This window comes from Janthinobacterium aestuarii (assembly GCF_046113285.1).
Classification (GTDB): Bacteria; Pseudomonadota; Gammaproteobacteria; order Burkholderiales; family Burkholderiaceae_D; genus Janthinobacterium.
Genome location: NZ_CP142524.1, coordinates 107,138 through 131,058 on the forward strand (window position 1 = coordinate 107,138; position 23,921 = coordinate 131,058).

The 23,921-nt window shown below is 56.2% G+C and carries 11 protein-coding genes, 4 tRNA genes and 6 rRNA genes; 17 read left to right on the forward strand and 4 right to left on the reverse strand.

From position 1 onward, the window contains the following. Window positions 1-73: 73 nt before the first annotated feature. The 5 genes from OX462_RS00510 (at window position 74) to OX462_RS00530 (ending at window position 5,207) form a co-directional block, all read left to right on the forward strand. Window positions 74-1,735 carry a glycoside hydrolase family 10-like protein gene (locus OX462_RS00510; RefSeq protein WP_409027548.1) on the forward strand — a complete coding sequence of 554 codons (1,662 nt, stop codon included), beginning with the start codon at window positions 74-76 and terminating at the stop codon, window positions 1,733-1,735. A 94-nt stretch (window positions 1,736-1,829) separates the two neighbouring features. Further along, entirely contained in the window at window positions 1,830-2,777 is a 948-nt protein-coding gene (locus OX462_RS00515) for a BadF/BadG/BcrA/BcrD ATPase family protein (RefSeq protein WP_409027549.1), read from the forward strand. A 30-nt stretch (window positions 2,778-2,807) separates the two neighbouring features. Next, on the forward strand, window positions 2,808-3,608 hold the full coding sequence (locus OX462_RS00520) for an N-acetylmuramoyl-L-alanine amidase (RefSeq protein ID WP_121670730.1): 801 nt from the start codon (window positions 2,808-2,810) through the stop codon (window positions 3,606-3,608). An 82-nt stretch (window positions 3,609-3,690) separates the two neighbouring features. Beyond that, window positions 3,691-4,593: a LysR family transcriptional regulator gene (locus tag OX462_RS00525; RefSeq protein WP_070223151.1), complete on the forward strand. Its 903-nt coding sequence runs from the start codon at window positions 3,691-3,693 to the stop codon at window positions 4,591-4,593. Then, window positions 4,593-5,207: a M15 family metallopeptidase gene (locus OX462_RS00530; protein WP_070288991.1), complete on the forward strand. Its 615-nt coding sequence runs from the start codon at window positions 4,593-4,595 to the stop codon at window positions 5,205-5,207. The genes OX462_RS00525 and OX462_RS00530 overlap by 1 nt, the downstream gene beginning before the upstream one ends. On the opposite strand, the gene OX462_RS00535 is transcribed toward OX462_RS00530, so the two are convergent. Then, complete coding sequence (locus OX462_RS00535) at window positions 5,208-6,587, reverse strand: sodium-dependent transporter (protein WP_070223147.1); 1,380 nt, start codon at window positions 6,585-6,587, stop codon at window positions 5,208-5,210. Between the two features lie 496 nt (window positions 6,588-7,083). Here OX462_RS00535 and OX462_RS00540 point away from each other — a divergent pair. The 5 genes from OX462_RS00540 to rrf (OX462_RS00560) all read left to right on the forward strand — a co-directional run bounded on the left by OX462_RS00540 (window position 7,084) and on the right by rrf (OX462_RS00560) (window position 12,243). Further along, window positions 7,084-8,614 (forward strand): 16S ribosomal RNA (locus tag OX462_RS00540). Window positions 8,615-8,696: 82 nt separating this feature from the next. Then, a tRNA-Ile gene (locus OX462_RS00545) sits at window positions 8,697-8,773 on the forward strand. Between the two features lie 26 nt (window positions 8,774-8,799). Continuing rightward, window positions 8,800-8,875, forward strand: a tRNA-Ala gene (locus OX462_RS00550). Window positions 8,876-9,115: 240 nt separating this feature from the next. Next, window positions 9,116-11,991: ribosomal RNA gene (locus tag OX462_RS00555) — 23S ribosomal RNA — on the forward strand. A 139-nt stretch (window positions 11,992-12,130) separates the two neighbouring features. Further along, window positions 12,131-12,243: ribosomal RNA gene (gene rrf, locus OX462_RS00560) — 5S ribosomal RNA — on the forward strand. Together the 16S, 23S and 5S rRNA genes with 2 tRNA genes alongside form the textbook arrangement of a ribosomal RNA operon. Before the next feature lie 233 nt (window positions 12,244-12,476). Here rrf (OX462_RS00560) and OX462_RS00565 read toward each other — a convergent pair. Next, window positions 12,477-13,436, reverse strand: coding sequence for an IS110 family RNA-guided transposase (locus OX462_RS00565; protein ID WP_083289991.1), 960 nt, complete (start codon window positions 13,434-13,436; stop codon window positions 12,477-12,479). Window positions 13,437-14,331: 895 nt separating this feature from the next. Here OX462_RS00565 and OX462_RS00570 point away from each other — a divergent pair. The 7 genes from OX462_RS00570 (at window position 14,332) to OX462_RS00600 (ending at window position 21,049) form a co-directional block, all read left to right on the forward strand. Next, window positions 14,332-15,862, forward strand: a 16S ribosomal RNA gene (locus tag OX462_RS00570). A gap of 100 nt (window positions 15,863-15,962) precedes the next feature. Then, window positions 15,963-16,039, forward strand: a tRNA-Ile gene (locus OX462_RS00575). 27 nt (window positions 16,040-16,066) lie between these two features. Beyond that, window positions 16,067-16,142 (forward strand) — tRNA-Ala (locus OX462_RS00580). Window positions 16,143-16,388: 246 nt separating this feature from the next. After that, window positions 16,389-19,278 (forward strand): 23S ribosomal RNA (locus tag OX462_RS00585). Between the two features lie 139 nt (window positions 19,279-19,417). Continuing rightward, window positions 19,418-19,530, forward strand: a 5S ribosomal RNA gene (rrf, locus tag OX462_RS00590). A 174-nt stretch (window positions 19,531-19,704) separates the two neighbouring features. After that, window positions 19,705-20,178 (forward strand): MarR family winged helix-turn-helix transcriptional regulator, encoded by a 474-nt coding sequence (locus OX462_RS00595; protein WP_070221725.1) that lies wholly within the window; start codon window positions 19,705-19,707, stop codon window positions 20,176-20,178. Between the two features lie 22 nt (window positions 20,179-20,200). Further along, a complete protein-coding gene (locus OX462_RS00600) occupies window positions 20,201-21,049 on the forward strand; it encodes a CPBP family intramembrane glutamic endopeptidase (protein ID WP_409027550.1) in 849 nt (282 codons plus the stop codon). 13 nt (window positions 21,050-21,062) lie between these two features. Here the strand turns inward: OX462_RS00600 and dacB are convergent, their stop codons facing one another. Then, window positions 21,063-22,565 (reverse strand): D-alanyl-D-alanine carboxypeptidase/D-alanyl-D-alanine endopeptidase, encoded by a 1,503-nt coding sequence (gene dacB / locus OX462_RS00605; RefSeq protein ID WP_409027551.1) that lies wholly within the window; start codon window positions 22,563-22,565, stop codon window positions 21,063-21,065. 8 nt (window positions 22,566-22,573) lie between these two features. Then, on the reverse strand, window positions 22,574-23,812 hold the full coding sequence (locus OX462_RS00610) for a spore maturation protein (RefSeq protein WP_409027552.1): 1,239 nt from the start codon (window positions 23,810-23,812) through the stop codon (window positions 22,574-22,576). Window positions 23,813-23,921: the final 109 nt, after the last annotated feature.

The following is a 23,921-nucleotide window of genomic DNA, read 5'->3' on the forward strand; positions in this document are numbered from 1 at the left end:
CCGCAAGGATGGCGGGCGCACAGTAAAATGCCCGCACCGATAGACCTGCGCTTTACCACTGCAAGGAATTGTTTTGTTGTCTACTTTCAAAAAACGCCTGGGCGCCACGGCCGGCGTGCTGGCCGCCTTGGCCACCGCCACATTGCTCAGCAGCTGTACCAGCACCAGAATGCCGTCCGCAGTGACGCCAGGCGAAGCGGGCTTGCCGGCCGTGCCGCCCGTGCAGCACATCACGGGCGAAGTGCCGCCGCCGGCGCCGCGCGAATTCCGCGCCGCCTGGGTCTCGACGGTGGCCAATATCGACTGGCCCAGCCGCAGCAATTTGCCTGTCGCCAAGCAGCAAGCCGAAGCGATCGCCATCCTCGACCGCGCCAAGTCCTTGAATCTGAACGCGATTGTGCTGCAGGTGCGCCCCAGCGCCGACACGATTTACCCCTCGCAACTGGAGCCATGGTCGGAATATCTGACGGGCAAGCAAGGCCAGCCGCCATTGCCCATGTATGACCCGCTGGCCTTCTGGGTGGCGCAGGCGCATGCGCGCGGCCTGGAATTGCACGCCTGGTTCAACCCGTACCGGGCTCGTCACGCGACGGCCAAGTCGCCGCTGGCGCGCGACAGTTTCGCGTCCACCAACCCCGCGTCCGTCAAGCAATACGGCCGCTACCTGTGGATGGACCCGGGCGATGCGGCCGCTTCGAAGCACACGACGGACGTGGTGCTGGACGTGGTGCGCCGCTACGATATCGATGGCGTGCACATCGACGATTACTTTTATCCATACCCGATCGACGCGCCTGGCGCCGGTGCGGGAGCCGAGACGGCCGCGCTGGACGCGGGCAATGGCGGCGCCAAGCGCGAACTGCCCTTCCCCGATGAGCCTTCCTGGCAGCAATATCTGCTGGCCGGCGGCGATCTCGACCGCGCTTCCTGGCGCCGCCAGAACGTCAACCAGCTGATCGAAGCTTTATATACCGGCATCCACCGCGAAAAGAGCTGGGTGCGTTTCGGCATCAGCCCGTTCGGCATAGGCCGTCCCGACCGCCGCCCTGCCGGCATCGTCGGCTTCAGCCAGTACGATAAATTGTATGCGGATGCGGAACTATGGCTGGCCAAGGGCTGGCTCGATTATCTGTCGCCGCAGCTGTACTGGCCCGTGGCGCAGGCGCCGCAAGCGTTTGGCGTGCTGCTCGACTACTGGCTGGCGCAAAATCCGTATGGCCGCCACGTGTGGCCCGGTTTATATACGAGCCGCATCGACAATTCCGCCAAGTCCTTCACGCCGCAAGAGATCATCAAGCAGATCGAAGTGACGCGCACGCGCCCCGGCGCGAATGGCCAAGTGCATTTCAGCATGGTGCCCCTGATGCAGAACCGCAAGGGTGTCAGCGAGCAACTCAAGGCGAGCGTGTATCAAAGCCCGGCCCTGATCCCCGCCACGCCATGGCTGGGCAAGGAAGCGCCGGGCACGCCGGTGCTGGCTTTGCGCCGCGATTCCAGCAGCCTGAACGTCAAATTGACGTCGGGCGGCGGCAAACCCGTGGCGCAATACGCCGTCTGGGCCCGCTACGGCGAAGACTGGCGTTTCACCGTGGTCACTGGCGTGCAGGCTGAACTGACCCTGGTTGATGATGCCATCGGTAAAGTCAATGCGGTGGTGGTCAGCGCCGTGGACCGCCTCGGCAATGAAAGCCCTCGCGTCACCGTGCGCGCACCGTTTACGGCCCCTGCCAAGTAATTGTTGAGCGTTCACCGCTAGTCCATAACCTGTAGGCATGAAACATGCGCAAGCTTTCATGCCTGCAAGCTTCGCTTGGCTTTACACTCATGCCATGATTTCCTTCCCTGCAACCAATACTGATACTGCCGTGCTCGGGCTGGGCATCGACGCGGGCGGCACGCAGACGCGCTGGGCCTTGGCCACCGCCGACGGCGCCATCGTGGCCGACGGCGCAGTCGAAGGCTTGTCTGCCTTGCAAATGGGCAGCGATGCGGGCCGCGCCGCCGTGCACGCCACGTTTGCCCGGCTGTGCCAGGCCGTGCTGGCCGTCGGCCAACCGCGTGCCGTGGTGGCGGGCTTGACGGGTTTTGGCGGCGACGATGTTGTGCTGGCGCAAACCTTGGCCAGCCTGCTGGTGCTGGATGCCGCTGACGTCAGCCTGGGCAACGACATTGAAATCGCCTATCGCGACAGTTTTGAACCTGGCGAAGGTTATCTGGTCTACGCTGGCACGGGTTCGATCGCCGCCTGGATCGATGTGGATGGCGGCTTTCACCGCGCGGGCGGGCGCGGCGTGCTGCTCGACGATGGCGGCGGCGGCTACTGGATCGCGCGCGAAGCCTTGCGTCACATCTGGCGCCGCGAAGACGAGGCGCCCGGCAGCTGGCACAGTTCGCCTATGGCCGAAGCCGTATTTGCGCAACTGGGCGGCAGCGACTGGTCGCTGTCGCGCGCCTTCATGTATGGCCAGGACCGGGGCGCCATCGGCCGGCTGGCGCTGGCCGTGGCCGCCAGTGCAGATGCCGACCCGCTGGCGCTGGACATCTTGCAGCGCGCGGGACAGGAACTGGCGCGATTGGCGCTGGCGCTGACGGCGCGCTACGGTCCCCGTCCCGTGGTGCTGGCAGGGCGCGCGGCGCAATTGCACCCGGCCATCGCGGCTGCCATGCGCGCCGCTTTGCCTGTATCGTTGATGATGGAGCAAAAAGTTGCCCGTTCGCATGAGGCCGCGGCCAAGCTGGCGGCCAGGACGGCGAGCCAGCGTATTGTCAAGTACTGACTATTTTATTAACCCGAACACGGATCTTTCATGAAAAAAATCGCCCTCGCCCTGCTGGTGGCACTGCTTTCCGCGTGTACCACGCCCGCGCCGCACCTCGACCATAGCTTGACGGCGCGCAGCCAGAGCCCGCGCGTGAAATTCATCGTCATCCATTACACGGTCAGCGACCTGCCCCGTTCGATCAAGATCCTGACGGAACAAGTAGTCAGCAGCCATTATTTGCTGACGGACACGGATAAGCCGAAGTTTTACGTGCTGGTCGACGAATCGCGCCAGGCCAATCACGCGGGTGTGAGTAACTGGAAGACTTATACACAGTTAAATGTCAGCTCGATCGGCATCGAGATCGTCAACCCTGGCTACAAGGACACGCCGGAAGGCCGCCTCTGGTATCCCTTCCCCCAGGCACAGATCGATGAACTGATTCCGCTGTTGAAAGATATCCAGGCCCGCTACAACATCGCGCCGGAAAATATCCTGGGCCACAACGAAATCGCCCCGCAGCGCAAGCAGGACCCGGGTCCGTTGTTTCCATGGCGCCAGCTGGCCGATGCGGGCCTGATCGTCTGGCCCGATGCCAACCGCGTGGCCGCGCAGCGCCTCATTTTTGAGCAGCAAGTACCTGATGCCGTCTGGTTCCAGAAAAAGCTGGCCCAGCACGGCTATGCGACGCCAAATACGGGCATATTCGATGAAGCGACGCGCAATGTGCTGATCGCCTTCCAGATGAAGTACCGCAATACGCGCTTTGACGGCATGCCCGACGGCGAGACGGCAGCCCTGCTGGAAGTGCTGACGACGCCGGCCACAGCTGTTGCAACAAAGTAGCATGGCCGTTCCAGCCCATGACTTTTTCTTATATGCTGAACATTACGGCCCAGGCGGCCACGGCAAGGTAAAGGAATAGCTCATGCGGCTGCGTCATATCGAAGTGTTTCACGCCATCATGCAAGTTGGCACCATCAGCGGCGCCGCCCAGGTCCTGCATATCTCGCAGCCGGCTGTGACCAAGGTCTTGCAGCATTGCGAGTTGCAACTGGGCATGCCGCTGTTCGAGCGCGTGCGGGGCAAGCTGTACCCGAAGCCCGAGGCGCACCGTTTGTTTGTCGAGACGGAAAAGCTCAACCGCGATTTATTGGGCATCCGCCGTCTGGCGGCCAGCCTGAAGGGCCACGCGGTGGAAACCATCCGTTTGGTGTCCACGCCGACGCTTGCCATCAGCGTCTTACCGTTTGCCATGACGGAGTGGCGGCGCGACTTTCCTCACACGCGTTGCCAACTGGCTACCCACCACACGGGCGAGATCGTCAATACCCTGCGCCTCGGTGAAGCGGACCTGGCCGTATCGCTGCAAGACCCGCGCCATCCGGGCATCGTGGCCGAGCCCATTGCGCAGGGTGTCATGACGGTCATCGCCCCGTCCGGCACCTGGCATGCGGCCGATTGCGGCACGCCTTTGACGGCGCATGGCCTGAACGGCGAGCTGATCGGCCATGCGGACAACGATCCGCTGGGCGAACTGGTGGTGGCCGCCTGCGAGGCGCAGGATATCCATCCCGTGTTTTCCACCGTGGTGCAGACGTATCAAATCGCCCGTTCCCTCGTGGAAGCGGGCGCCGGCATGGCCGTGGTCGACCCGTTTACGGCGGCGTCCGGCTCGCCCGAGCGGCTGCAGCGCCGTCCCTGGGCGCCCACCATTCCGATCCAACTGTATTTATTGACGGCGAGCCACTCGCCGCTGTCGCATGGCGCGCGGCGCCTGGCCGACAGCATTGGCGTGGCGGCGCGCAACTGCCTGGAAAGAGGAGTCTGATGTCTGTTGCAAGTTTGCAATTGGAAGCGGTCGGCAGCGACCCGCAATTTCGCCACCTGAGCAGCATCGCCGGCATCGGCGTCGACTTGCGCTATGCCACGCCCGACAATTTCGTCGGCCGCGACTTATACAGCCCCATCGATTGCGCCTGGCTGCACCGCGACGCCGCCGCCGCGCTGGAGCAGGCCGTGGCCTGGCTGGCCGCGCATCGCCCCGATCATCATCTCTTGGTGCTCGACGCCCTGCGCCCGCAGCGGGTGCAGCAGCAATTGTGGGATGCGCTGCAGGGAACGGAGTTACTTGGCTACATCGCCGAGCCGTCGCGCGGCTCCATCCACTCGTTCGGCATGGCGCTCGACATCACCATCGTCGGCCCGGACGGCCGGGAATTGGACATGGGCACGGGTTTTGATGATCTGAGTGAGCGCTCGCATCCTGCGCTGGAGCTTGTCTTGCTGGAAAAGGGGGAAATTACCGAGGAGCAAGTGGCGCACCGCCGCTTGTTGCGCGACGCCATGTTCCAGGCGGGCTTTTTTGGCATCAACAGCGAATGGTGGCATTTCGATTGCGGCGACCGGGTGCTGGTGCGCCAGACCTACACCCGGGTACTCTGATTAGAAGACCTTTAATCCCTTCAGCATCACGATCAGGATCAGCACGGGCGAGACAAAGCGCAGCAGGAACAGCAGCACGTGCGCCAGAGTTTGATTTTGCAACTGGCCATGATTGCTGATCGCCTCGATGAAATGCTGCTTGCCCCAGGCCCAGCCTGTAAACAAGGCAATCGCGATGCCACCCACGGGCAGGAAGATATTCGACGAGACGAAGTCGAACAGATCAAACATATTCAAATTGAATAGCTTGAAGTCCGCCAGGGTGCTGTTGCTGAGCGCGCACACGGAACCGAGCACGGCCAGCAGAAGCATGGTCACGATGGTGGACTTGGTGCGCGTCCAGCCGAAGCGTTCATGGAAAATCACCACGGGCACTTCCATCAGCGACAGCATCGCCCCCGTGGCAGCCACGGCGGCCAGGATGAAGAACACCACCATCAGCACTTGTCCCATGGGAATTTGCGAAAACACGGCCGGAATCGTGATGAACACCAGCGACGGTCCCGCGCTGGGGGCGAAACCAAACGTGAACACGGCGGGGAAGATGGCGATACCGGCCAGCATCGATACACCGAGGTCGGCCGCCATCACCCGCAAAGTGGTGACGGGGATATTCTGGTCATCGCGGAAATAGCTGCCGTAGGTCATCATCGTACCCATGCCGACGGATAATTTAAAGAAGGCTAGGCCCATGGCCGTCAGCACGACGGAAGCCGTCAGCTTGGAAAAATCAGGGCGGAACAGGAAAGCCAAGCCTTCGCCCGCCTTATCGAGCGACAGGCTCACCGCGCACAGCAACAGTAACAGCAGGAACAGCAGCGGCATCAGCTTCTTGGCGATCGCCTCGATGCCCTTGGTCACGCCCAGCATCAATATGCCGCCGATAAACAGCAGCACGCCCCATTGCCAGAACAGCGATTGCAAAGGATTGCTGATCAGCGAGGCGAAGGCCGCTTCCGTCACCAGTTTGTCGCTGCTCAAGATGGAGCCGTCGATGGCCTTGGCGATGTACGCAAATACCCAGCCCACGACTTCCGAATAAAACGCGACGATCAGGAAGGCGGCGACCATGCCGATAAAGCCGACCAGCCACCAGGGCTTGCCCTTCGGTGCCAGCTGTTCCATGGTGGAGATGGGATTGACTTTGGCGCGGCGCCCCAGGGTGATTTCCGCGATCATCACGGGCAGGCCTACCAATAAGGTGGCGAGCAGATAGATGAGCAGGAAGCCGGCGCCGCCATTGGCGCCTGTCAGATAGGGGAACTTCCAGATATTGCCGAGACCGACTGCGGAACCGAGGGTGGCGGCGAGCACGCCGAAGCCAGTGGTAAAGCCAGCTCGTTTCAGGGTCAGGCCTGATCCTTGAGCTTGTTGTTTCATGGTGAATCTTCTATGGTTCTATATATAGACAAGCGCCGTTTGGCGCGGAGGGGGCGAAATTGTAGCAGTTGGCCGCAAAAGCCCCGGAAAAGCCTTGCTTCCGCTGGGGCGCTTTGCTATAGTTCGCCTCCCCAATGAGACGCAGTCAAATGCGGCACTTGAGGATCACCGGAAACGGCGATGAGCAGGAAAAGAAGGAGTTGACGGATGTAGTGAAATGCTTCATACTCTTCCTTCTTCGCAGCTGACAAACACAACGCTTTGTCGATGGCGCGAAAGTAGCACCGAATACAGTTCTTTAACAATTAACAGTCGATAAGTGTGGGCATTTGATGCAAGTGCAGCGTCAATCTTCGGATTGGCGTCTAACTTAAAATATCAAATGTTCACAAGAAATAATGAAATAGGCGCTACGCAAGTAGTGGCCTGTCAGTTTTTTGAGTGAGCGACCCGTCAGCAATGACGGTGCCAATAAAATGGCAAAGTAACAGAGATTAAACTGAAGAGTTTGATCCTGGCTCAGATTGAACGCTGGCGGCATGCCTTACACATGCAAGTCGAACGGCAGCACGGAGCTTGCTCTGGTGGCGAGTGGCGAACGGGTGAGTAATATATCGGAACGTACCCTGGAGTGGGGGATAACGTAGCGAAAGTTACGCTAATACCGCATACGATCTACGGATGAAAGTGGGGGATCGCAAGACCTCATGCTCGTGGAGCGGCCGATATCTGATTAGCTAGTTGGTAGGGTAAAAGCCTACCAAGGCATCGATCAGTAGCTGGTCTGAGAGGACGACCAGCCACACTGGAACTGAGACACGGTCCAGACTCCTACGGGAGGCAGCAGTGGGGAATTTTGGACAATGGGCGAAAGCCTGATCCAGCAATGCCGCGTGAGTGAAGAAGGCCTTCGGGTTGTAAAGCTCTTTTGTCAGGGAAGAAACGGTGAGAGCTAATATCTCTTGCTAATGACGGTACCTGAAGAATAAGCACCGGCTAACTACGTGCCAGCAGCCGCGGTAATACGTAGGGTGCAAGCGTTAATCGGAATTACTGGGCGTAAAGCGTGCGCAGGCGGTTTTGTAAGTCTGATGTGAAATCCCCGGGCTCAACCTGGGAATTGCATTGGAGACTGCAAGGCTAGAATCTGGCAGAGGGGGGTAGAATTCCACGTGTAGCAGTGAAATGCGTAGATATGTGGAGGAACACCGATGGCGAAGGCAGCCCCCTGGGTCAAGATTGACGCTCATGCACGAAAGCGTGGGGAGCAAACAGGATTAGATACCCTGGTAGTCCACGCCCTAAACGATGTCTACTAGTTGTCGGGTCTTAATTGACTTGGTAACGCAGCTAACGCGTGAAGTAGACCGCCTGGGGAGTACGGTCGCAAGATTAAAACTCAAAGGAATTGACGGGGACCCGCACAAGCGGTGGATGATGTGGATTAATTCGATGCAACGCGAAAAACCTTACCTACCCTTGACATGGCTGGAATCCCCGAGAGATTGGGGAGTGCTCGAAAGAGAACCAGTACACAGGTGCTGCATGGCTGTCGTCAGCTCGTGTCGTGAGATGTTGGGTTAAGTCCCGCAACGAGCGCAACCCTTGTCATTAGTTGCTACGAAAGGGCACTCTAATGAGACTGCCGGTGACAAACCGGAGGAAGGTGGGGATGACGTCAAGTCCTCATGGCCCTTATGGGTAGGGCTTCACACGTCATACAATGGTACATACAGAGCGCCGCCAACCCGCGAGGGGGAGCTAATCGCAGAAAGTGTATCGTAGTCCGGATTGTAGTCTGCAACTCGACTGCATGAAGTTGGAATCGCTAGTAATCGCGGATCAGCATGTCGCGGTGAATACGTTCCCGGGTCTTGTACACACCGCCCGTCACACCATGGGAGCGGGTTTTACCAGAAGTAGGTAGCTTAACCGTAAGGAGGGCGCTTACCACGGTAGGATTCGTGACTGGGGTGAAGTCGTAACAAGGTAGCCGTATCGGAAGGTGCGGCTGGATCACCTCCTTTCTAGAGTTTGCACGAATCATGTAAATGATTCACGCATCAAATGTTCACACTTATCGGCTGTTAATAAAGAAGAACAGCATTTGGGGCTGTAGCTCAGCTGGTTAGAGCACCGTGTTGATAACGCGGGGGTCGTTGGTTCGAGTCCAACCAGCCCTACCAGTTTCTGTAGTCTGGAAATACCCATAGGGGGATTAGCTCAGCTGGGAGAGCACCTGCTTTGCAAGCAGGGGGTCGTCGGTTCGATCCCGTCATCCTCCACCAAAAGTTCAAACGTAAATCAGCGCAGATGGCGCCGGGATTTAGGTTTGGTCTTTTCGAGATCAAGTGCTGTATGTTCTTTAACAATCTGGAAGAAGTAAAGATTATTTATTGATCGGTTTGCCGTAAAACGCAGATCGATGGGTAATGATTGTATGTATCAACAAACAAGCAACAACGTTGTACTTTCTTATCCCTGTAGCGCTCTTTTCGTTTGAAAGAATGAAGAGGCTAACGTTATAGGGACAAGCGAATAAGTGCACATGGTGGATGCCTTGGCGATTACAGGCGATGAAGGACGTAGTAGCTTGCGATAAGCTGCGGGGAGTGAGCAAACACACTTTGATCCGCAGATTTCCGAATGGGGCAACCCACCCTTTTAGGGTATTGCATACTGAATACATAGGTATGCAAGGCGAACGCGGCGAACTGAAACATCTAAGTAGCTGCAGGAAAAGAAATCAACCGAGATTCCCAAAGTAGCGGCGAGCGAAATGGGAAGAGCCTGTACGTGATAGTCGGACCGATAACAGAATCCTCTGGAAATAGGAGCCATAGTGGGTGATAGCCCCGTATGTGAAATCGGACCGGTGGTACTAAGCGTACGACAAGTAGGGCGGGACACGTGACATCCTGTCTGAATATGGGGGGACCATCCTCCAAGGCTAAATACTCGTAATCGACCGATAGTGAACCAGTACCGTGAGGGAAAGGCGAAAAGAACCCCGGAAGGGGAGTGAAATAGATCCTGAAACCGTGTGCATACAAACAGTAGGAGCGGACTTGTTCCGTGACTGCGTACCTTTTGTATAATGGGTCAGCGACTTACATTCAGTGGCAAGGTTAACCAGATAGGGAAGCCGTAGAGAAATCGAGTCCGAATAGGGCGATCAGTCGCTGGGTGTAGACCCGAAACCAAGTGATCTACTCATGGCCAGGATGAAGGTGCGGTAACACGCCCTGGAGGTCCGAACCCACTAATGTTGAAAAATTAGGGGATGAGCTGTGGGTAGGGGTGAAAGGCTAAACAAACTTGGAAATAGCTGGTTCTCTCCGAAAACTATTTAGGTAGTGCCTCAAGTATCACCATCGGGGGTAGAGCACTGTTATGGCTAGGGGGTCATTGCGACTTACCAAACCATTGCAAACTCCGAATACCGATGAGTGCGAGCTTGGGAGACAGACGTCGGGTGCTAACGTCCGGCGTCAAGAGGGAAACAACCCAGACCGCCAGCTAAGGTCCCAAAGATTGGCTAAGTGGAAAACGAAGTGGGAAGGCTAAAACAGTCAGGATGTTGGCTTAGAAGCAGCCATCATTTAAAGAAAGCGTAATAGCTCACTGATCGAGTCGTCCTGCGCGGAAGATGTAACGGGGCTAAGCCAGTCACCGAAGCTGCGGATATCCTTTATTGGATATGGTAGGAGAGCGTTCTGTAAGCCTGCGAAGGTGTCTTGTAAAGGATGCTGGAGGTATCAGAAGTGCGAATGCTGACATGAGTAGCGATAATGGGGGTGAAAAGCCTCCACGCCGTAAGCCCAAGGTTTCCTGTTCAACGTTCATCGGAGCAGGGTGAGTCGGCCCCTAAGGCGAGGCAGAGATGCGTAGCTGATGGGAAGCAGGTTAATATTCCTGCACCGTCGTATGATGCGATGGGGGGACGGATCGCGGAAGGTTGTCTGACTGTTGGAATAGTCAGTTTCTGCTTCATAGAAGGCGCTTAGGCAAATCCGGGTGCGGAATTCAAGGGAGTGGGACGAGTGAATTTATTCACGAAGCAATCGGAAGTGGTTCCAAGAAAAGCCTCTAAGCTTCAGTCATACGAGACCGTACCGCAAACCGACACAGGTGGGCGAGATGAGTATTCTAAGGCGCTTGAGAGAACTCGGGAGAAGGAACTCGGCAAATTGGTACCGTAACTTCGGGAAAAGGTACGCCCCGGTAGCTTGACTGGTTTACTCCAGAAGGGTGAAAGGGTTGCAATAAACTGGTGGCTGCGACTGTTTAATAAAAACACAGCACTCTGCAAACACGAAAGTGGACGTATAGGGTGTGACGCCTGCCCGGTGCTGGAAGATTAAATGATGGGGTGCAAGCTCTTGATTGAAGTCCCAGTAAACGGCGGCCGTAACTATAACGGTCCTAAGGTAGCGAAATTCCTTGTCGGGTAAGTTCCGACCTGCACGAATGGCGTAACGATGGCCACACTGTCTCCTCCCGAGACTCAGCGAAGTTGAAATGTTTGTGATGATGCAATCTACCCGCGGCTAGACGGAAAGACCCCATGAACCTTTACTGTAGCTTTGCATTGGACTTTGAACCAATCTGTGTAGGATAGGTGGGAGGCTTTGAAGCGGGGACGCTAGTTCTCGTGGAGCCAACCTTGAAATACCACCCTGGTTTGTTTGAGGTTCTAACCTTGGTCCGTTATCCGGATCGGGGACAGTGCATGGTAGGCAGTTTGACTGGGGCGGTCTCCTCCTAAAGTGTAACGGAGGAGTTCGAAGGTACGCTAGATACGGTCGGACATCGTGTTGATAGTGCAATGGCATAAGCGTGCTTAACTGCGAGACTGACAAGTCGAGCAGGTACGAAAGTAGGACATAGTGATCCGGTGGTTCTGTATGGAAGGGCCATCGCTCAACGGATAAAAGGTACTCTGGGGATAACAGGCTGATTCCTCCCAAGAGTTCATATCGACGGGGGAGTTTGGCACCTCGATGTCGGCTCATCACATCCTGGGGCTGTAGCCGGTCCCAAGGGTATGGCTGTTCGCCATTTAAAGTGGTACGTGAGCTGGGTTTAAAACGTCGTGAGACAGTTTGGTCCCTATCTGCCGTGGGCGTTGGAAATTTGAAGGGGGCTGCTCCTAGTACGAGAGGACCGGAGTGGACGAACCTCTGGTGTACCGGTTGTCACGCCAGTGGCATTGCCGGGTAGCTAAGTTCGGAAGAGATAACCGCTGAAAGCATCTAAGCGGGAAACTTGCCTTGAGATGAGATTTCCCAGAGCCTTGAGCTCTTTGAAGGGTCGTTCGAGACCAGGACGTTGATAGGCTGGGTGTGGAAGTGCAGTAATGCATTAAGCTAACCAGTACTAATTGCCCGTACGGCTTGTCCCTATAACCTTAGCAGGTACAGAGGATAAGACGGTACAACGTTGCGTGTGTGTTGATACACCAATTCATTACCCCGATCTTTGCTTCTTCCAGATTCATGGCCTTGTCGTCCAACAGGAGACAAATGCCGGTACAAGTTATGCCTGATGACCATAGCAAGTTGGTCCCACCCCTTCCCATCCCGAACAGGACCGTGAAACAACTTTGCGCCGATGATAGTGCTGCAACCAGTGTGAAAGTAGGTTATCGTCAGGCTTGTTATTCGCAGTAAGAGTAAAACCCCGCCGGACTCCGGTGGGGTTTTTTTTCGTCTGGTGGTTTTGCGGGGCGCCGCGGGTGGTTGTCGGCTTACGCTGCGCTAAGCCGGCCTGCGCCGACCGACATCGACCAAGTCGGGTGGGCTGGATAAGCGTAGTGTTGTCGGATGACGGCCTGCGGCCTGATCCGACCTACGCTCATGTAAAGTTCAGTAGATACTGTTATCCCCGTCAAGCGGCGTGCAAGGCCGGATCAAATATTTTTCCCGACCTGAGCACGCCGAATGCCACGTGCACCAGCTTGCGCATCATGGCGCCGATGATCAGCTTGGGCGCTTTGCCGGCGTCACGCAGACGCTGACCGAAGCGCTTGCCCCAAGGCGTCTTATGCACTGCCACCATGGCCGGCATGTACAGTGCCTTGCGCAGGAAACTGTGGCCGACCTTCGACATGCGTGGCTTGCCACGCACGCTGGAACCTGACTCGTGCTGGCGCGGATCGAGGCCCGCAAACGCCACCGCCTGCTTGGCGCTGTCGAAGCGCTCAGGATTGGCGTAGTAGGACAGCAGCACGGGAATCGTGCGCTCGCCCAGGCCAGGGATGCTATCGAGCAATTCGCGCTTGCCGCGTAAATCCGGGTCGTCATCGATATGACGGCGGATCGCCAGGATCAGCGCCTTGATCTCGGCGTCGAGCCAGGCAATATGATCCTCGATACCCTGGCGTACCGCCGCGCGCGCCACTTCAAGCCGGTTGCTTTCCTGCTGGCGCATCGCTTGCAAGGCATCGAGGCGCAGCACCAGCGCGCGCAGCGATTGCTCGGCCGGCGATGGCGCCTGCCAGGGCTCTGGCTGGCGTTCATGGGCGAAGTCGGCGATCAGCTGTGCGTCGACCTTGTCGGTCTTGGTGCGCACCAGGCGTGAAGCGCTGAAGGCCTTGATCTGGGCTGGATTGATGACACTGACCACCATGCCAAGTCCAGCGAGATATTCGGCAACCCCTTCCCAATACGTGCCCGTCGCTTCCATGCACACCCTGGGGCTGCCGGCAGCATGCTTCAGCAGCCATGCGTGGAGCGCGGTGAATCCTTGACGGTTGTTCTCGACAACCTTGTTACGATGCTTGCCGTTGGGCAGGCGCAGCGCGCAGTCGAGCTTGGCCTTGGCAACGTCGATTCCTAAATTAAACATGCTGTGGTCCTCTTGCGATCTACCTTGCAAATGCGGGCTAACCGGCATGCCGGTGCCAAAGATACTGTCCGATCTTGACATGGAGGATGGGTAACTGGTGCGAGATCTACGGAGCTGGCTCGGGGCCTAAGGGCGGATACGGCATCCAGTTACCCGGTCTTGATATGCCTACCAAGATTTTGACAGCGGTCGATACCGTTCGCAATACCACGAACGGCATGAGGGGAATAATACAAGGTCGGATTAGCGTAGCGTAATCCGACAACAATGCCAGCCGATCAATTCGACCCTACGACCAGCCCTGGTGCAGTTGCCTGGCCGGCGCCACCCAATGCAGATGCAATGAATATGCCGCTTAATGCACCTGTAGAAACAGCTAGCCGGGTATTCCGAATGTAATTATCTGGTCGATTTGATGTTGATATAGCATTGAATAATGATAGTTCACACTTTCTTAGAATAAACCTTGCTGCCTTCGCATAGCTTTGCTATAGTTCGCCTCCCCAATGAGACGCTGCAGTTTGCGAAACAACGGGATCACTGGAAACGGTGAGGGTAGTAAAAAGAAGGTTGACGGATTTAGCGAAATGCTTCATACTCTTCCTTCTTCGCAGCTGACAAACACAACGCTTTGTCGATAGCGCGAAAGCAGTAACCGAATACAGTTCTTTAACAATTAACAGTCGATAAGTGTGGGCATTTGATGTCAGTGCAGCAGTGATCTTCGGATCGCTGTAAAACTTAAAATATCAAATGTTCACAAGAAATAATGAAATAGGATACTTCTTCGGAAGTAGCCTGTCAGTTTTTTGAGTGAGCAAATCTTTGGCAATGCCAAAGATTTGGATGGTAGTGATACTGTCCGACCTGTCAGAAATGACATTAAACAGAGATTAAACTGAAGAGTTTGATCCTGGCTCAGATTGAACGCTGGCGGCATGCCTTACACATGCAAGTCGAACGGCAGCACGGAGCTTGCTCTGGTGGCGAGTGGCGAACGGGTGAGTAATATATCGGAACGTACCCTGGAGTGGGGGATAACGTAGCGAAAGTTACGCTAATACCGCATACGATCTACGGATGAAAGTGGGGGATCGCAAGACCTCATGCTCGTGGAGCGGCCGATATCTGATTAGCTAGTTGGTAGGGTAAAAGCCTACCAAGGCATCGATCAGTAGCTGGTCTGAGAGGACGACCAGCCACACTGGAACTGAGACACGGTCCAGACTCCTACGGGAGGCAGCAGTGGGGAATTTTGGACAATGGGCGAAAGCCTGATCCAGCAATGCCGCGTGAGTGAAGAAGGCCTTCGGGTTGTAAAGCTCTTTTGTCAGGGAAGAAACGGTGAGAGCTAATATCTCTTGCTAATGACGGTACCTGAAGAATAAGCACCGGCTAACTACGTGCCAGCAGCCGCGGTAATACGTAGGGTGCAAGCGTTAATCGGAATTACTGGGCGTAAAGCGTGCGCAGGCGGTTTTGTAAGTCTGATGTGAAATCCCCGGGCTCAACCTGGGAATTGCATTGGAGACTGCAAGGCTAGAATCTGGCAGAGGGGGGTAGAATTCCACGTGTAGCAGTGAAATGCGTAGATATGTGGAGGAACACCGATGGCGAAGGCAGCCCCCTGGGTCAAGATTGACGCTCATGCACGAAAGCGTGGGGAGCAAACAGGATTAGATACCCTGGTAGTCCACGCCCTAAACGATGTCTACTAGTTGTCGGGTCTTAATTGACTTGGTAACGCAGCTAACGCGTGAAGTAGACCGCCTGGGGAGTACGGTCGCAAGATTAAAACTCAAAGGAATTGACGGGGACCCGCACAAGCGGTGGATGATGTGGATTAATTCGATGCAACGCGAAAAACCTTACCTACCCTTGACATGGCTGGAATCCCCGAGAGATCGGGGAGTGCTCGAAAGAGAACCAGTACACAGGTGCTGCATGGCTGTCGTCAGCTCGTGTCGTGAGATGTTGGGTTAAGTCCCGCAACGAGCGCAACCCTTGTCATTAGTTGCTACGAAAGGGCACTCTAATGAGACTGCCGGTGACAAACCGGAGGAAGGTGGGGATGACGTCAAGTCCTCATGGCCCTTATGGGTAGGGCTTCACACGTCATACAATGGTACATACAGAGCGCCGCCAACCCGCGAGGGGGAGCTAATCGCAGAAAGTGTATCGTAGTCCGGATTGTAGTCTGCAACTCGACTGCATGAAGTTGGAATCGCTAGTAATCGCGGATCAGCATGTCGCGGTGAATACGTTCCCGGGTCTTGTACACACCGCCCGTCACACCATGGGAGCGGGTTTTACCAGAAGTAGGTAGCTTAACCGCAAGGAGGGCGCTTACCACGGTAGGATTCGTGACTGGGGTGAAGTCGTAACAAGGTAGCCGTATCGGAAGGTGCGGCTGGATCACCTCCTTTCTAGAGTTTGCACGAATCATGTAAATGATTCACGCATCAAATGTTCACACTTATCGGCTGTTAGTAAAAGAAGAAACAGTAGTCGTAGAAGTTCCGCGTTGGGGCTGTAGCTCAGCTGGTTAGAGCACCGTGTTGATAACGCGGGGGTCGTTGGTTCGAGTCCAACCAGCCCTACCAGTAAGACCCGAGTCGTAGAAATATCCTGGGGGATTAGCTCAGCTGGGAGAGCACCTGCTTTGCAAGCAGGGGGTCGTCGGTTCGATCCCGTCATCCTCCACCAAGTACTTTGAAAGTGCAAACGTAAGCCAGTCAATAAGACTTGGGTTTAGGTTTGATCTTTTAGCGATCAAAGCTGTTTCGTTCTTTAACAATCTGGAAGAAGTAAAGATTATTTATTGATCGGTTTGCCGTAACAAGCGAATCGATGGGTAATGATTGTATGTATCAACAAACAAGCAACAACGTTGTACTTTCTTATCCCTGTAGCGCTCTTTGATTACCTGGTAATCAGAGGCTAACGTTATAGGGACAAGCGAATAAGTGCACATGGTGGATGCCTTGGCGATTACAGGCGATGAAGGACGTAGTAGCTTGCGATAAGCTGCGGGGAGTGAGCAAACACACTTTGATCCGCAGATTTCCGAATGGGGCAACCCACCCTTTTAGGGTATTGCATACTGAATACATAGGTATGCAAGGCGAACGCGGCGAACTGAAACATCTAAGTAGCTGCAGGAAAAGAAATCAACCGAGATTCCCAAAGTAGCGGCGAGCGAAATGGGAAGAGCCTGTACGTGATAGTCGGACCGATAACAGAATCCTCTGGAAATAGGAGCCATAGTGGGTGATAGCCCCGTATGTGAAATCGGACCGGTGGTACTAAGCGTACGACAAGTAGGGCGGGACACGTGACATCCTGTCTGAATATGGGGGGACCATCCTCCAAGGCTAAATACTCGTAATCGACCGATAGTGAACCAGTACCGTGAGGGAAAGGCGAAAAGAACCCCGGAAGGGGAGTGAAATAGATCCTGAAACCGTGTGCATACAAACAGTAGGAGCGGACTTGTTCCGTGACTGCGTACCTTTTGTATAATGGGTCAGCGACTTACATTCAGTGGCAAGGTTAACCGCATAGGGAAGCCGTAGAGAAATCGAGTCCGAATAGGGCGATCAGTCGCTGGGTGTAGACCCGAAACCAAGTGATCTACTCATGGCCAGGATGAAGGTGCGGTAACACGCCCTGGAGGTCCGAACCCACTAATGTTGAAAAATTAGGGGATGAGCTGTGGGTAGGGGTGAAAGGCTAAACAAACTTGGAAATAGCTGGTTCTCTCCGAAAACTATTTAGGTAGTGCCTCAAGTATCACCATCGGGGGTAGAGCACTGTTATGGCTAGGGGGTCATTGCGACTTACCAAACCATTGCAAACTCCGAATACCGATGAGTGCGAGCTTGGGAGACAGACGTCGGGTGCTAACGTCCGGCGTCAAGAGGGAAACAACCCAGACCGCCAGCTAAGGTCCCAAAGATTGGCTAAGTGGAAAACGAAGTGGGAAGGCTAAAACAGTCAGGATGTTGGCTTAGAAGCAGCCATCATTTAAAGAAAGCGTAATAGCTCACTGATCGAGTCGTCCTGCGCGGAAGATGTAACGGGGCTAAGCCAGTCACCGAAGCTGCGGATATTGTTCTGTGATTTATCACAGATATATATGGTAGGAGAGCGTTCTGTAAGCCTGCGAAGGTGTCTTGTAAAGGATGCTGGAGGTATCAGAAGTGCGAATGCTGACATGAGTAGCGATAATGGGGGTGAAAAGCCTCCACGCCGTAAGCCCAAGGTTTCCTGTTCAACGTTCATCGGAGCAGGGTGAGTCGGCCCCTAAGGCGAGGCAGAGATGCGTAGCTGATGGGAAGCAGGTTAATATTCCTGCACCGTCGTATGATGCGATGGGGGGACGGATCGCGGAAGGTTGTCCAACTGTTGGAATAGTTGGTTTTTGGCTCATAGAAGGCGCTTAGGCAAATCCGGGCGCGCAATTCAAGGGGTTGAGACGAGTGAATTTATTCACGAAGCAATCGGAAGTGGTTCCAAGAAAAGCCTCTAAGCTTCAGTCATACGAGACCGTACCGCAAACCGACACAGGTGGGCGAGATGAGTATTCTAAGGCGCTTGAGAGAACTCGGGAGAAGGAACTCGGCAAATTGGTACCGTAACTTCGGGAAAAGGTACGCCCCGGTAGCTTGACTGGTTTACTCCAGAAGGGTGAAAGGGTTGCAATAAACTGGTGGCTGCGACTGTTTAATAAAAACACAGCACTCTGCAAACACGAAAGTGGACGTATAGGGTGTGACGCCTGCCCGGTGCTGGAAGATTAAATGATGGGGTGCAAGCTCTTGATTGAAGTCCCAGTAAACGGCGGCCGTAACTATAACGGTCCTAAGGTAGCGAAATTCCTTGTCGGGTAAGTTCCGACCTGCACGAATGGCGTAACGATGGCCACACTGTCTCCTCCCGAGACTCAGCGAAGTTGAAATGTTTGTGATGATGCAATCTACCCGCGGCTAGACGGAAAGACCCCATGAACCTTTACTGTAGCTTTGCATTGGACTTTGAACCAATCTGTGTAGGATAGGTGGGAGGCTTTGAAGCGAGGACGCTAGTTCTCGTGGAGCCAACCTTGAAATACCACCCTGGTTTGTTTGAGGTTCTAACCTTGGTCCGTTATCCGGATCGGGGACAGTGCATGGTAGGCAGTTTGACTGGGGCGGTCTCCTCCTAAAGTGTAACGGAGGAGTTCGAAGGTACGCTAGATACGGTCGGACATCGTGTTGATAGTGCAATGGCATAAGCGTGCTTAACTGCGAGACTGACAAGTCGAGCAGGTACGAAAGTAGGACATAGTGATCCGGTGGTTCTGTATGGAAGGGCCATCGCTCAACGGATAAAAGGTACTCTGGGGATAACAGGCTGATTCCTCCCAAGAGTTCATATCGACGGGGGAGTTTGGCACCTCGATGTCGGCTCATCACATCCTGGGGCTGTAGCCGGTCCCAAGGGTATGGCTGTTCGCCATTTAAAGTGGTACGTGAGCTGGGTTTAAAACGTCGTGAGACAGTTTGGTCCCTATCTGCCGTGGGCGTTGGAAATTTGAAGGGGGCTGCTCCTAGTACGAGAGGACCGGAGTGGACGAACCTCTGGTGTACCGGTTGTCACGCCAGTGGCATTGCCGGGTAGCTAAGTTCGGAAGAGATAACCGCTGAAAGCATCTAAGCGGGAAACTTGCCTTGAGATGAGATTTCCCAGAGCCTTGAGCTCTTTGAAGGGTCGTTCGAGACCAGGACGTTGATAGGCTGGGTGTGGAAGTGCAGTAATGCATTAAGCTAACCAGTACTAATTGCCCGTACGGCTTGTCCCTATAACCTTAGCAGGTACAGAGGATAAGACGGTACAACGTTGCGTGTGTGTTGATACACCAATTCATTACCCCGATCTTTGCTTCTTCCAGATTCATGGCTTTGTCGTCCAACAGGAGACAAATGCCGGTACAAGTTATGCCTGATGACCATAGCAAGTTGGTCCCACCCCTTCCCATCCCGAACAGGACCGTGAAACAACTTTGCGCCGATGATAGTGCTGCAACCAGTGTGAAAGTAGGTTATCGTCAGGCTTGTTATTCGCAGTAAGAGAAAAACCCCGCCGGACTCCGGTGGGGTTTTTTTTCGTCTGGCGATTCCTCGCCACTCCTCCTCTTTTCAGCTACCCCCCTGCTACTTTGTGCATAAAATGCAACAGCTTTCAGTATTTATATAAGTGCTTATGTAAATGCTGTTACTATCGCTACATGAAACAAGGACTCGGAACACAACTACGCCACCTGATCGAACTGCTGGACGGCGCCGTCCAGCAAGCCTACGCGGACGCGGGCCTCGATTACCGGCCGCGCTACACGCCCGTGATGCGGGTGCTGGCGCAACAGCAGAGCGCGACCATCGGCCAGTTGGCCGAGCTGGCGGGCATCACGCAGCCGGCCGTCACCCAAACGGTGGCATTGATGAAAAAGGAAGGCTTGCTGCTGGTGGCAGCCGGTGGCGAGGATGGCCGCCAGCGTGTGGTACGCCTGAGCAGCCAGGGCGAGGCCTTGCTGCCCCATCTGCAGAGGTGCTGGCAGGCGACCAAGTGTGCTGCCGACAGCCTGGATGCGGAATTGGCATTTCCTTTATCCACATGCCTGGCGCAAGCCATCACGATGCTGGAACAGCGCTCATTTGGCGAGCGTATCCGCGATACAAGCAAGCAGCTAAAAACAACGCCCTGAAAACTATCTGAGGAAAGCGACGATGGACAATACCCTGAGCATGGCAACAAAAAAATCCCCTCTGGCCCGCCTGATGGCCTATCCCCTGGTGCAGATTGTGCTGGGCATGGTCCTTACCTTTGCCGGGATACCGCTGGTAATGGGCACCGCTTCCCAACTGGTGGAAAAGCCCTACCGCATCCTGTGGCCGCAGTTGCTGGCGGCGCTGCTCGTGTGGTGCGGCTACCGTTTCTATGTGCGGTGCATCGAGAAGCGCCAGCCGGCCGAATTGGCAATGCCGGGCATGGCGCGTGAACTGGGACGCGGATTGCTGCTCGGCGCCGGACTGGTCTTTCTCACCTTTGTCGTGCTGGCAGCGCTGGGCGTATATCAGTTTAGCGGCGTCAACGCCCCGAGCTTCATGTTGCTGCTGCCGCTGGCGGAACTCGTGCTGGTCGGCATGGCCGAGGAGATGATGTTTCGCGGCATCCTGTTCGGCGTGACGGCACGTGCGCTGGGCAGCAAGGCCGCCATCGTGATTTCATCGCTGGTGTTCGCCCTGGCCCATTTGCCCAATGCCGGTTTTTCGCTGCTGGCCATCGCCGCGATTGTCACCTATGGCGTGCTGCAGGCCGCACTGTACATGCGGACGCGCCGCCTGTGGGTGTGCATCGGCACGCATGTCGGCTGGAATTACTGTGTCAGCCAAGTGTTTTCCTCGACGGTATCGGGCCACGCGGCCACGGACGGCCTGCTGCGCGGCGAACTGGCGGGCAATGTCATGCTGACGGGCGGCGCCTTCGGTGTGGAAGCGTCGCTGGTGACGATCCTGCTAATCGGCGCTGTCGCCGCGTATGTGCTGCGCCTGGCGTTTGCCAGCGCACCACGCTAGGCCGCTACCGGCCTTATTGGCCGGCCACCACCGGCACGGCGCCGCTCCTGGCCACCCACTCGATCAGCGCATCGACGGCGGCGCGGCCATTGCCATTGCCCACCAAGTCGCTATTGATCATGGCGACCACCACGCACTGTTGATTATTCGCATCGGGCACGTAACCGGCGATGGCCACCACATTCTTTAATGTCCCCGTCTTGATGCGGGCCCGCGCGGCGGCCGGGCTGTTCAGCAGGCGCTTGCGCATGGTGCCGTCCAGCGCCACGATGGGCAGGCTGGATTGGAACTCGGGCGCCCACGGGCTTTGCTGCATCGCCTGCAGCACGCCGGCCATTTGCGCTGGCGCAATGCGTCCCGTGCGCGACAAGCCGGAACCGTTGTCGACCAGCATGCCCTGGGTATCGATATTGTGCCGCTGAAACCATTCCTGGATCACTTGCCGTGCCCGGCTGGCCGTGTCTTCCGGCGCAGCCATGGCGACGGGGCGGCTGCCTAGCCAGCCATCGCTTTGCAAGCTGCCCAAGCTGAGGAACAGGGTGCGGGCCAGGGTGTTGTCGGAGGTCTTGTTGATATCGCGCAAAACTTCCGGCAGGGCGCGCGCCACGTGGTCGGCCAGCATGCGCGTGCCGACCGGTTCGGCCGTCGGCGGCAAGCCCGTCAACGGCGCTTCGCGCACCGTGCCCGTGATCGTGCCGCCCAGGCGTTTCCAGGTGGCACGGAACAAGCGGTCCGCATAATCGTTGCGATCAAGCACATTGATGCTGGTGGCCTTGCTGCAATTTTGCGGGAAAGTACCGTGCAGTATCACTTGCAGTTTGCCGTTGGCATCGCGCCGGTATTCTGGCGGACGCCAGCCGTCCTCCCATCGCGCGCAACTGCCCTTGACCAGTTTCATGTCGCTCGTGATGCTGACGTTCTCGAGCGCCGGCTGCATCAGGATGCTCAATTGCCGGTCCGTCGAGTTCATATTGATATCGAGCAAATTGGTGTTCAATAACAAGGCATCGGGGATGACGTTGTAGCGGAACTCGGCCGACTCGTCGAACGGCGGCGCGCCGATGTCGGGCCGGGCCGGCTGGAACAGCTGGCGGTCCAGGATCAGGTCGCCCTTGATTTTCACGATGCCCTGGTTGCGCAGGGTTTGCAGCATGTGCGCCAGCACGTCCGCGTTGAAATCCGTGTCGGCGCCGCCGCGCAGGATCAGGTCGCCCTTCAGCACGCCATTGATGACGTCGGCGCTGGTGCGCAGCTCCGTGCGGCCGCGGAAGATGGGGCCCAGCTGTTCCAGGCCCACGGCCGTCGTCACCAGCTTCATGGTGGATGCGGGCTGCATGCTGCGCTCGGCCCCATGCGACAGCACGGTGGTGTTGCCGCGCAAGACGATGGCGCCCATGGCGTCTTCGGGGATATTCGCGCTGCGCAATAGCAGGCTGACGGATTCGGGCAATTGCGCCTGGGCATTCGACAAGCCGATGCCAGCCAGCAAGGCGGCGATGAGGATGGGACGAAACATGGCGCTCCTTAATGGAAAAAGACGTAGGCGACGAAGACAGCCGTGACCACGCCAGCCAGATCTGCGATCAGGCCGGCCGTAATGGCATAGCGCGTCTTGCGGATGCCCACCGAGCCGAAGTACAGGGCCACGATATAGAAGGTGGTGTCGGCCGAGCCCTGGAAGACGCAGGCCAGGCGGCCGACGAAGGAGTCGACGCCGTAGGTATTCATGGCGTCGATCATCATGGCTTTCGAGCCGGAACCGCTGAGTGGCTTCATCATGGCCGTCGGCAGGGCGGGCACGAAGTCCGTATTGATGCCCAGGTTGGCGAAAAACCAGTTCATGCCGCTCATCAGGAAATTGAACACGCCCGCGTTGCGGATGACGCTGATGGCCACCAGCATGCCGACCAGATAGGGAATCACGGTGATCGAGGTCTGGATGCCGCTTTTCGCCCCTTCGATGAAGGCGTCATACACGTTCACCTTCTTGCGCAGGGCGCCGATGATGAAGATGGCAATGACGCTGATCAACACCAGGTTGCTGACCACTTTCGAGACCAGCTCGATTTCCTGCTTCGTCAGGTACTGCGTGAAATACCAGATCATGGCGACGATGGCGCTCGTCATGCCGCCCATCCAGCCCAGCACAACCCTGTTGAGCAAGTTGATGCGCTGCTTGATGGATACCGTGATGATGCCGACCATGGTGGCGACATAGGTGGCGATCATGCACGGGATAAAGATGTCGGACGGATCGGCCGCGCCGAGGATCGAGCGCTGCGCCATGATGGCCAGCGGAATCAGGGTCAGGCCCGAGGTGTGCAGCACCAAAAACATGATTTGCGCATTCGTCGCCTCTTCCTTGTTCGGGTTCAAGGTTTGCAGGCTTTCCATGGCCTTTAAACCGAACGGCGTGGCCGCATTGTCCAGGCCCAGCAGGTTGGCCGAGAAATTCATCACCATGTGGCCCGTGGCCGGATGGTCTTTCGGAATTTCCGGGAAGATGCGCGAAAAGAACGGCGCGATGACTTTTGCCAGCCAGCCGACGATGCCCGCCTTTTCACCGATGTTCATGATGCCGAGCCACAAGGTCATCACGCCCGCCAGCGGCAGGGCGATATCCATCACGCCCATGCGCGCCGTTTCGAACGTGCCGTCGATGATGCGCTTGAAGATATCGGTATCGCCGAGAAACAGCCACTGCAGCACTGCGGCCAGGAAGCCAACGAGGAAAAAGCCGGACCAGATGTAATTAAGTGCCATATGCGATCAGTTCTGTATTTCGGGGAGGTGAAAAGGTGCTGCAAGCAAAGTATAGAGGCAGCCCGATACGAGTTGATGAAAGAATGCAGCAATCGCATGCCAAAAAGTT

Excerpts from the sequence above, each read along its gene's own strand:
- OX462_RS00525 (WP_070223151.1), top strand. The coding sequence starts at position 3,691 with ATGCGGCTGCGTCATATCGAAGTGTTTCACGCCATCATGCAAGTTGGC.
- OX462_RS00610 (WP_409027552.1), bottom strand. The coding sequence starts at position 23,812 with ATGGCACTTAATTACATCTGGTCCGGCTTTTTCCTCGTTGGCTTCCTG.
- OX462_RS00520 (WP_121670730.1), top strand. The coding sequence starts at position 2,808 with ATGAAAAAAATCGCCCTCGCCCTGCTGGTGGCACTGCTTTCCGCGTGT.
- OX462_RS00565 (WP_083289991.1), bottom strand. The coding sequence starts at position 13,436 with ATGTTTAATTTAGGAATCGACGTTGCCAAGGCCAAGCTCGACTGCGCG.
- dacB (WP_409027551.1), bottom strand. The coding sequence starts at position 22,565 with ATGTTTCGTCCCATCCTCATCGCCGCCTTGCTGGCTGGCATCGGCTTG.
- OX462_RS00595 (WP_070221725.1), top strand. The coding sequence starts at position 19,705 with ATGAAACAAGGACTCGGAACACAACTACGCCACCTGATCGAACTGCTG.
- OX462_RS00600 (WP_409027550.1), top strand. The coding sequence starts at position 20,201 with ATGGACAATACCCTGAGCATGGCAACAAAAAAATCCCCTCTGGCCCGC.
- OX462_RS00530 (WP_070288991.1), top strand. The coding sequence starts at position 4,593 with ATGTCTGTTGCAAGTTTGCAATTGGAAGCGGTCGGCAGCGACCCGCAA.
- OX462_RS00535 (WP_070223147.1), bottom strand. The coding sequence starts at position 6,587 with ATGAAACAACAAGCTCAAGGATCAGGCCTGACCCTGAAACGAGCTGGC.
- OX462_RS00515 (WP_409027549.1), top strand. The coding sequence starts at position 1,830 with ATGATTTCCTTCCCTGCAACCAATACTGATACTGCCGTGCTCGGGCTG.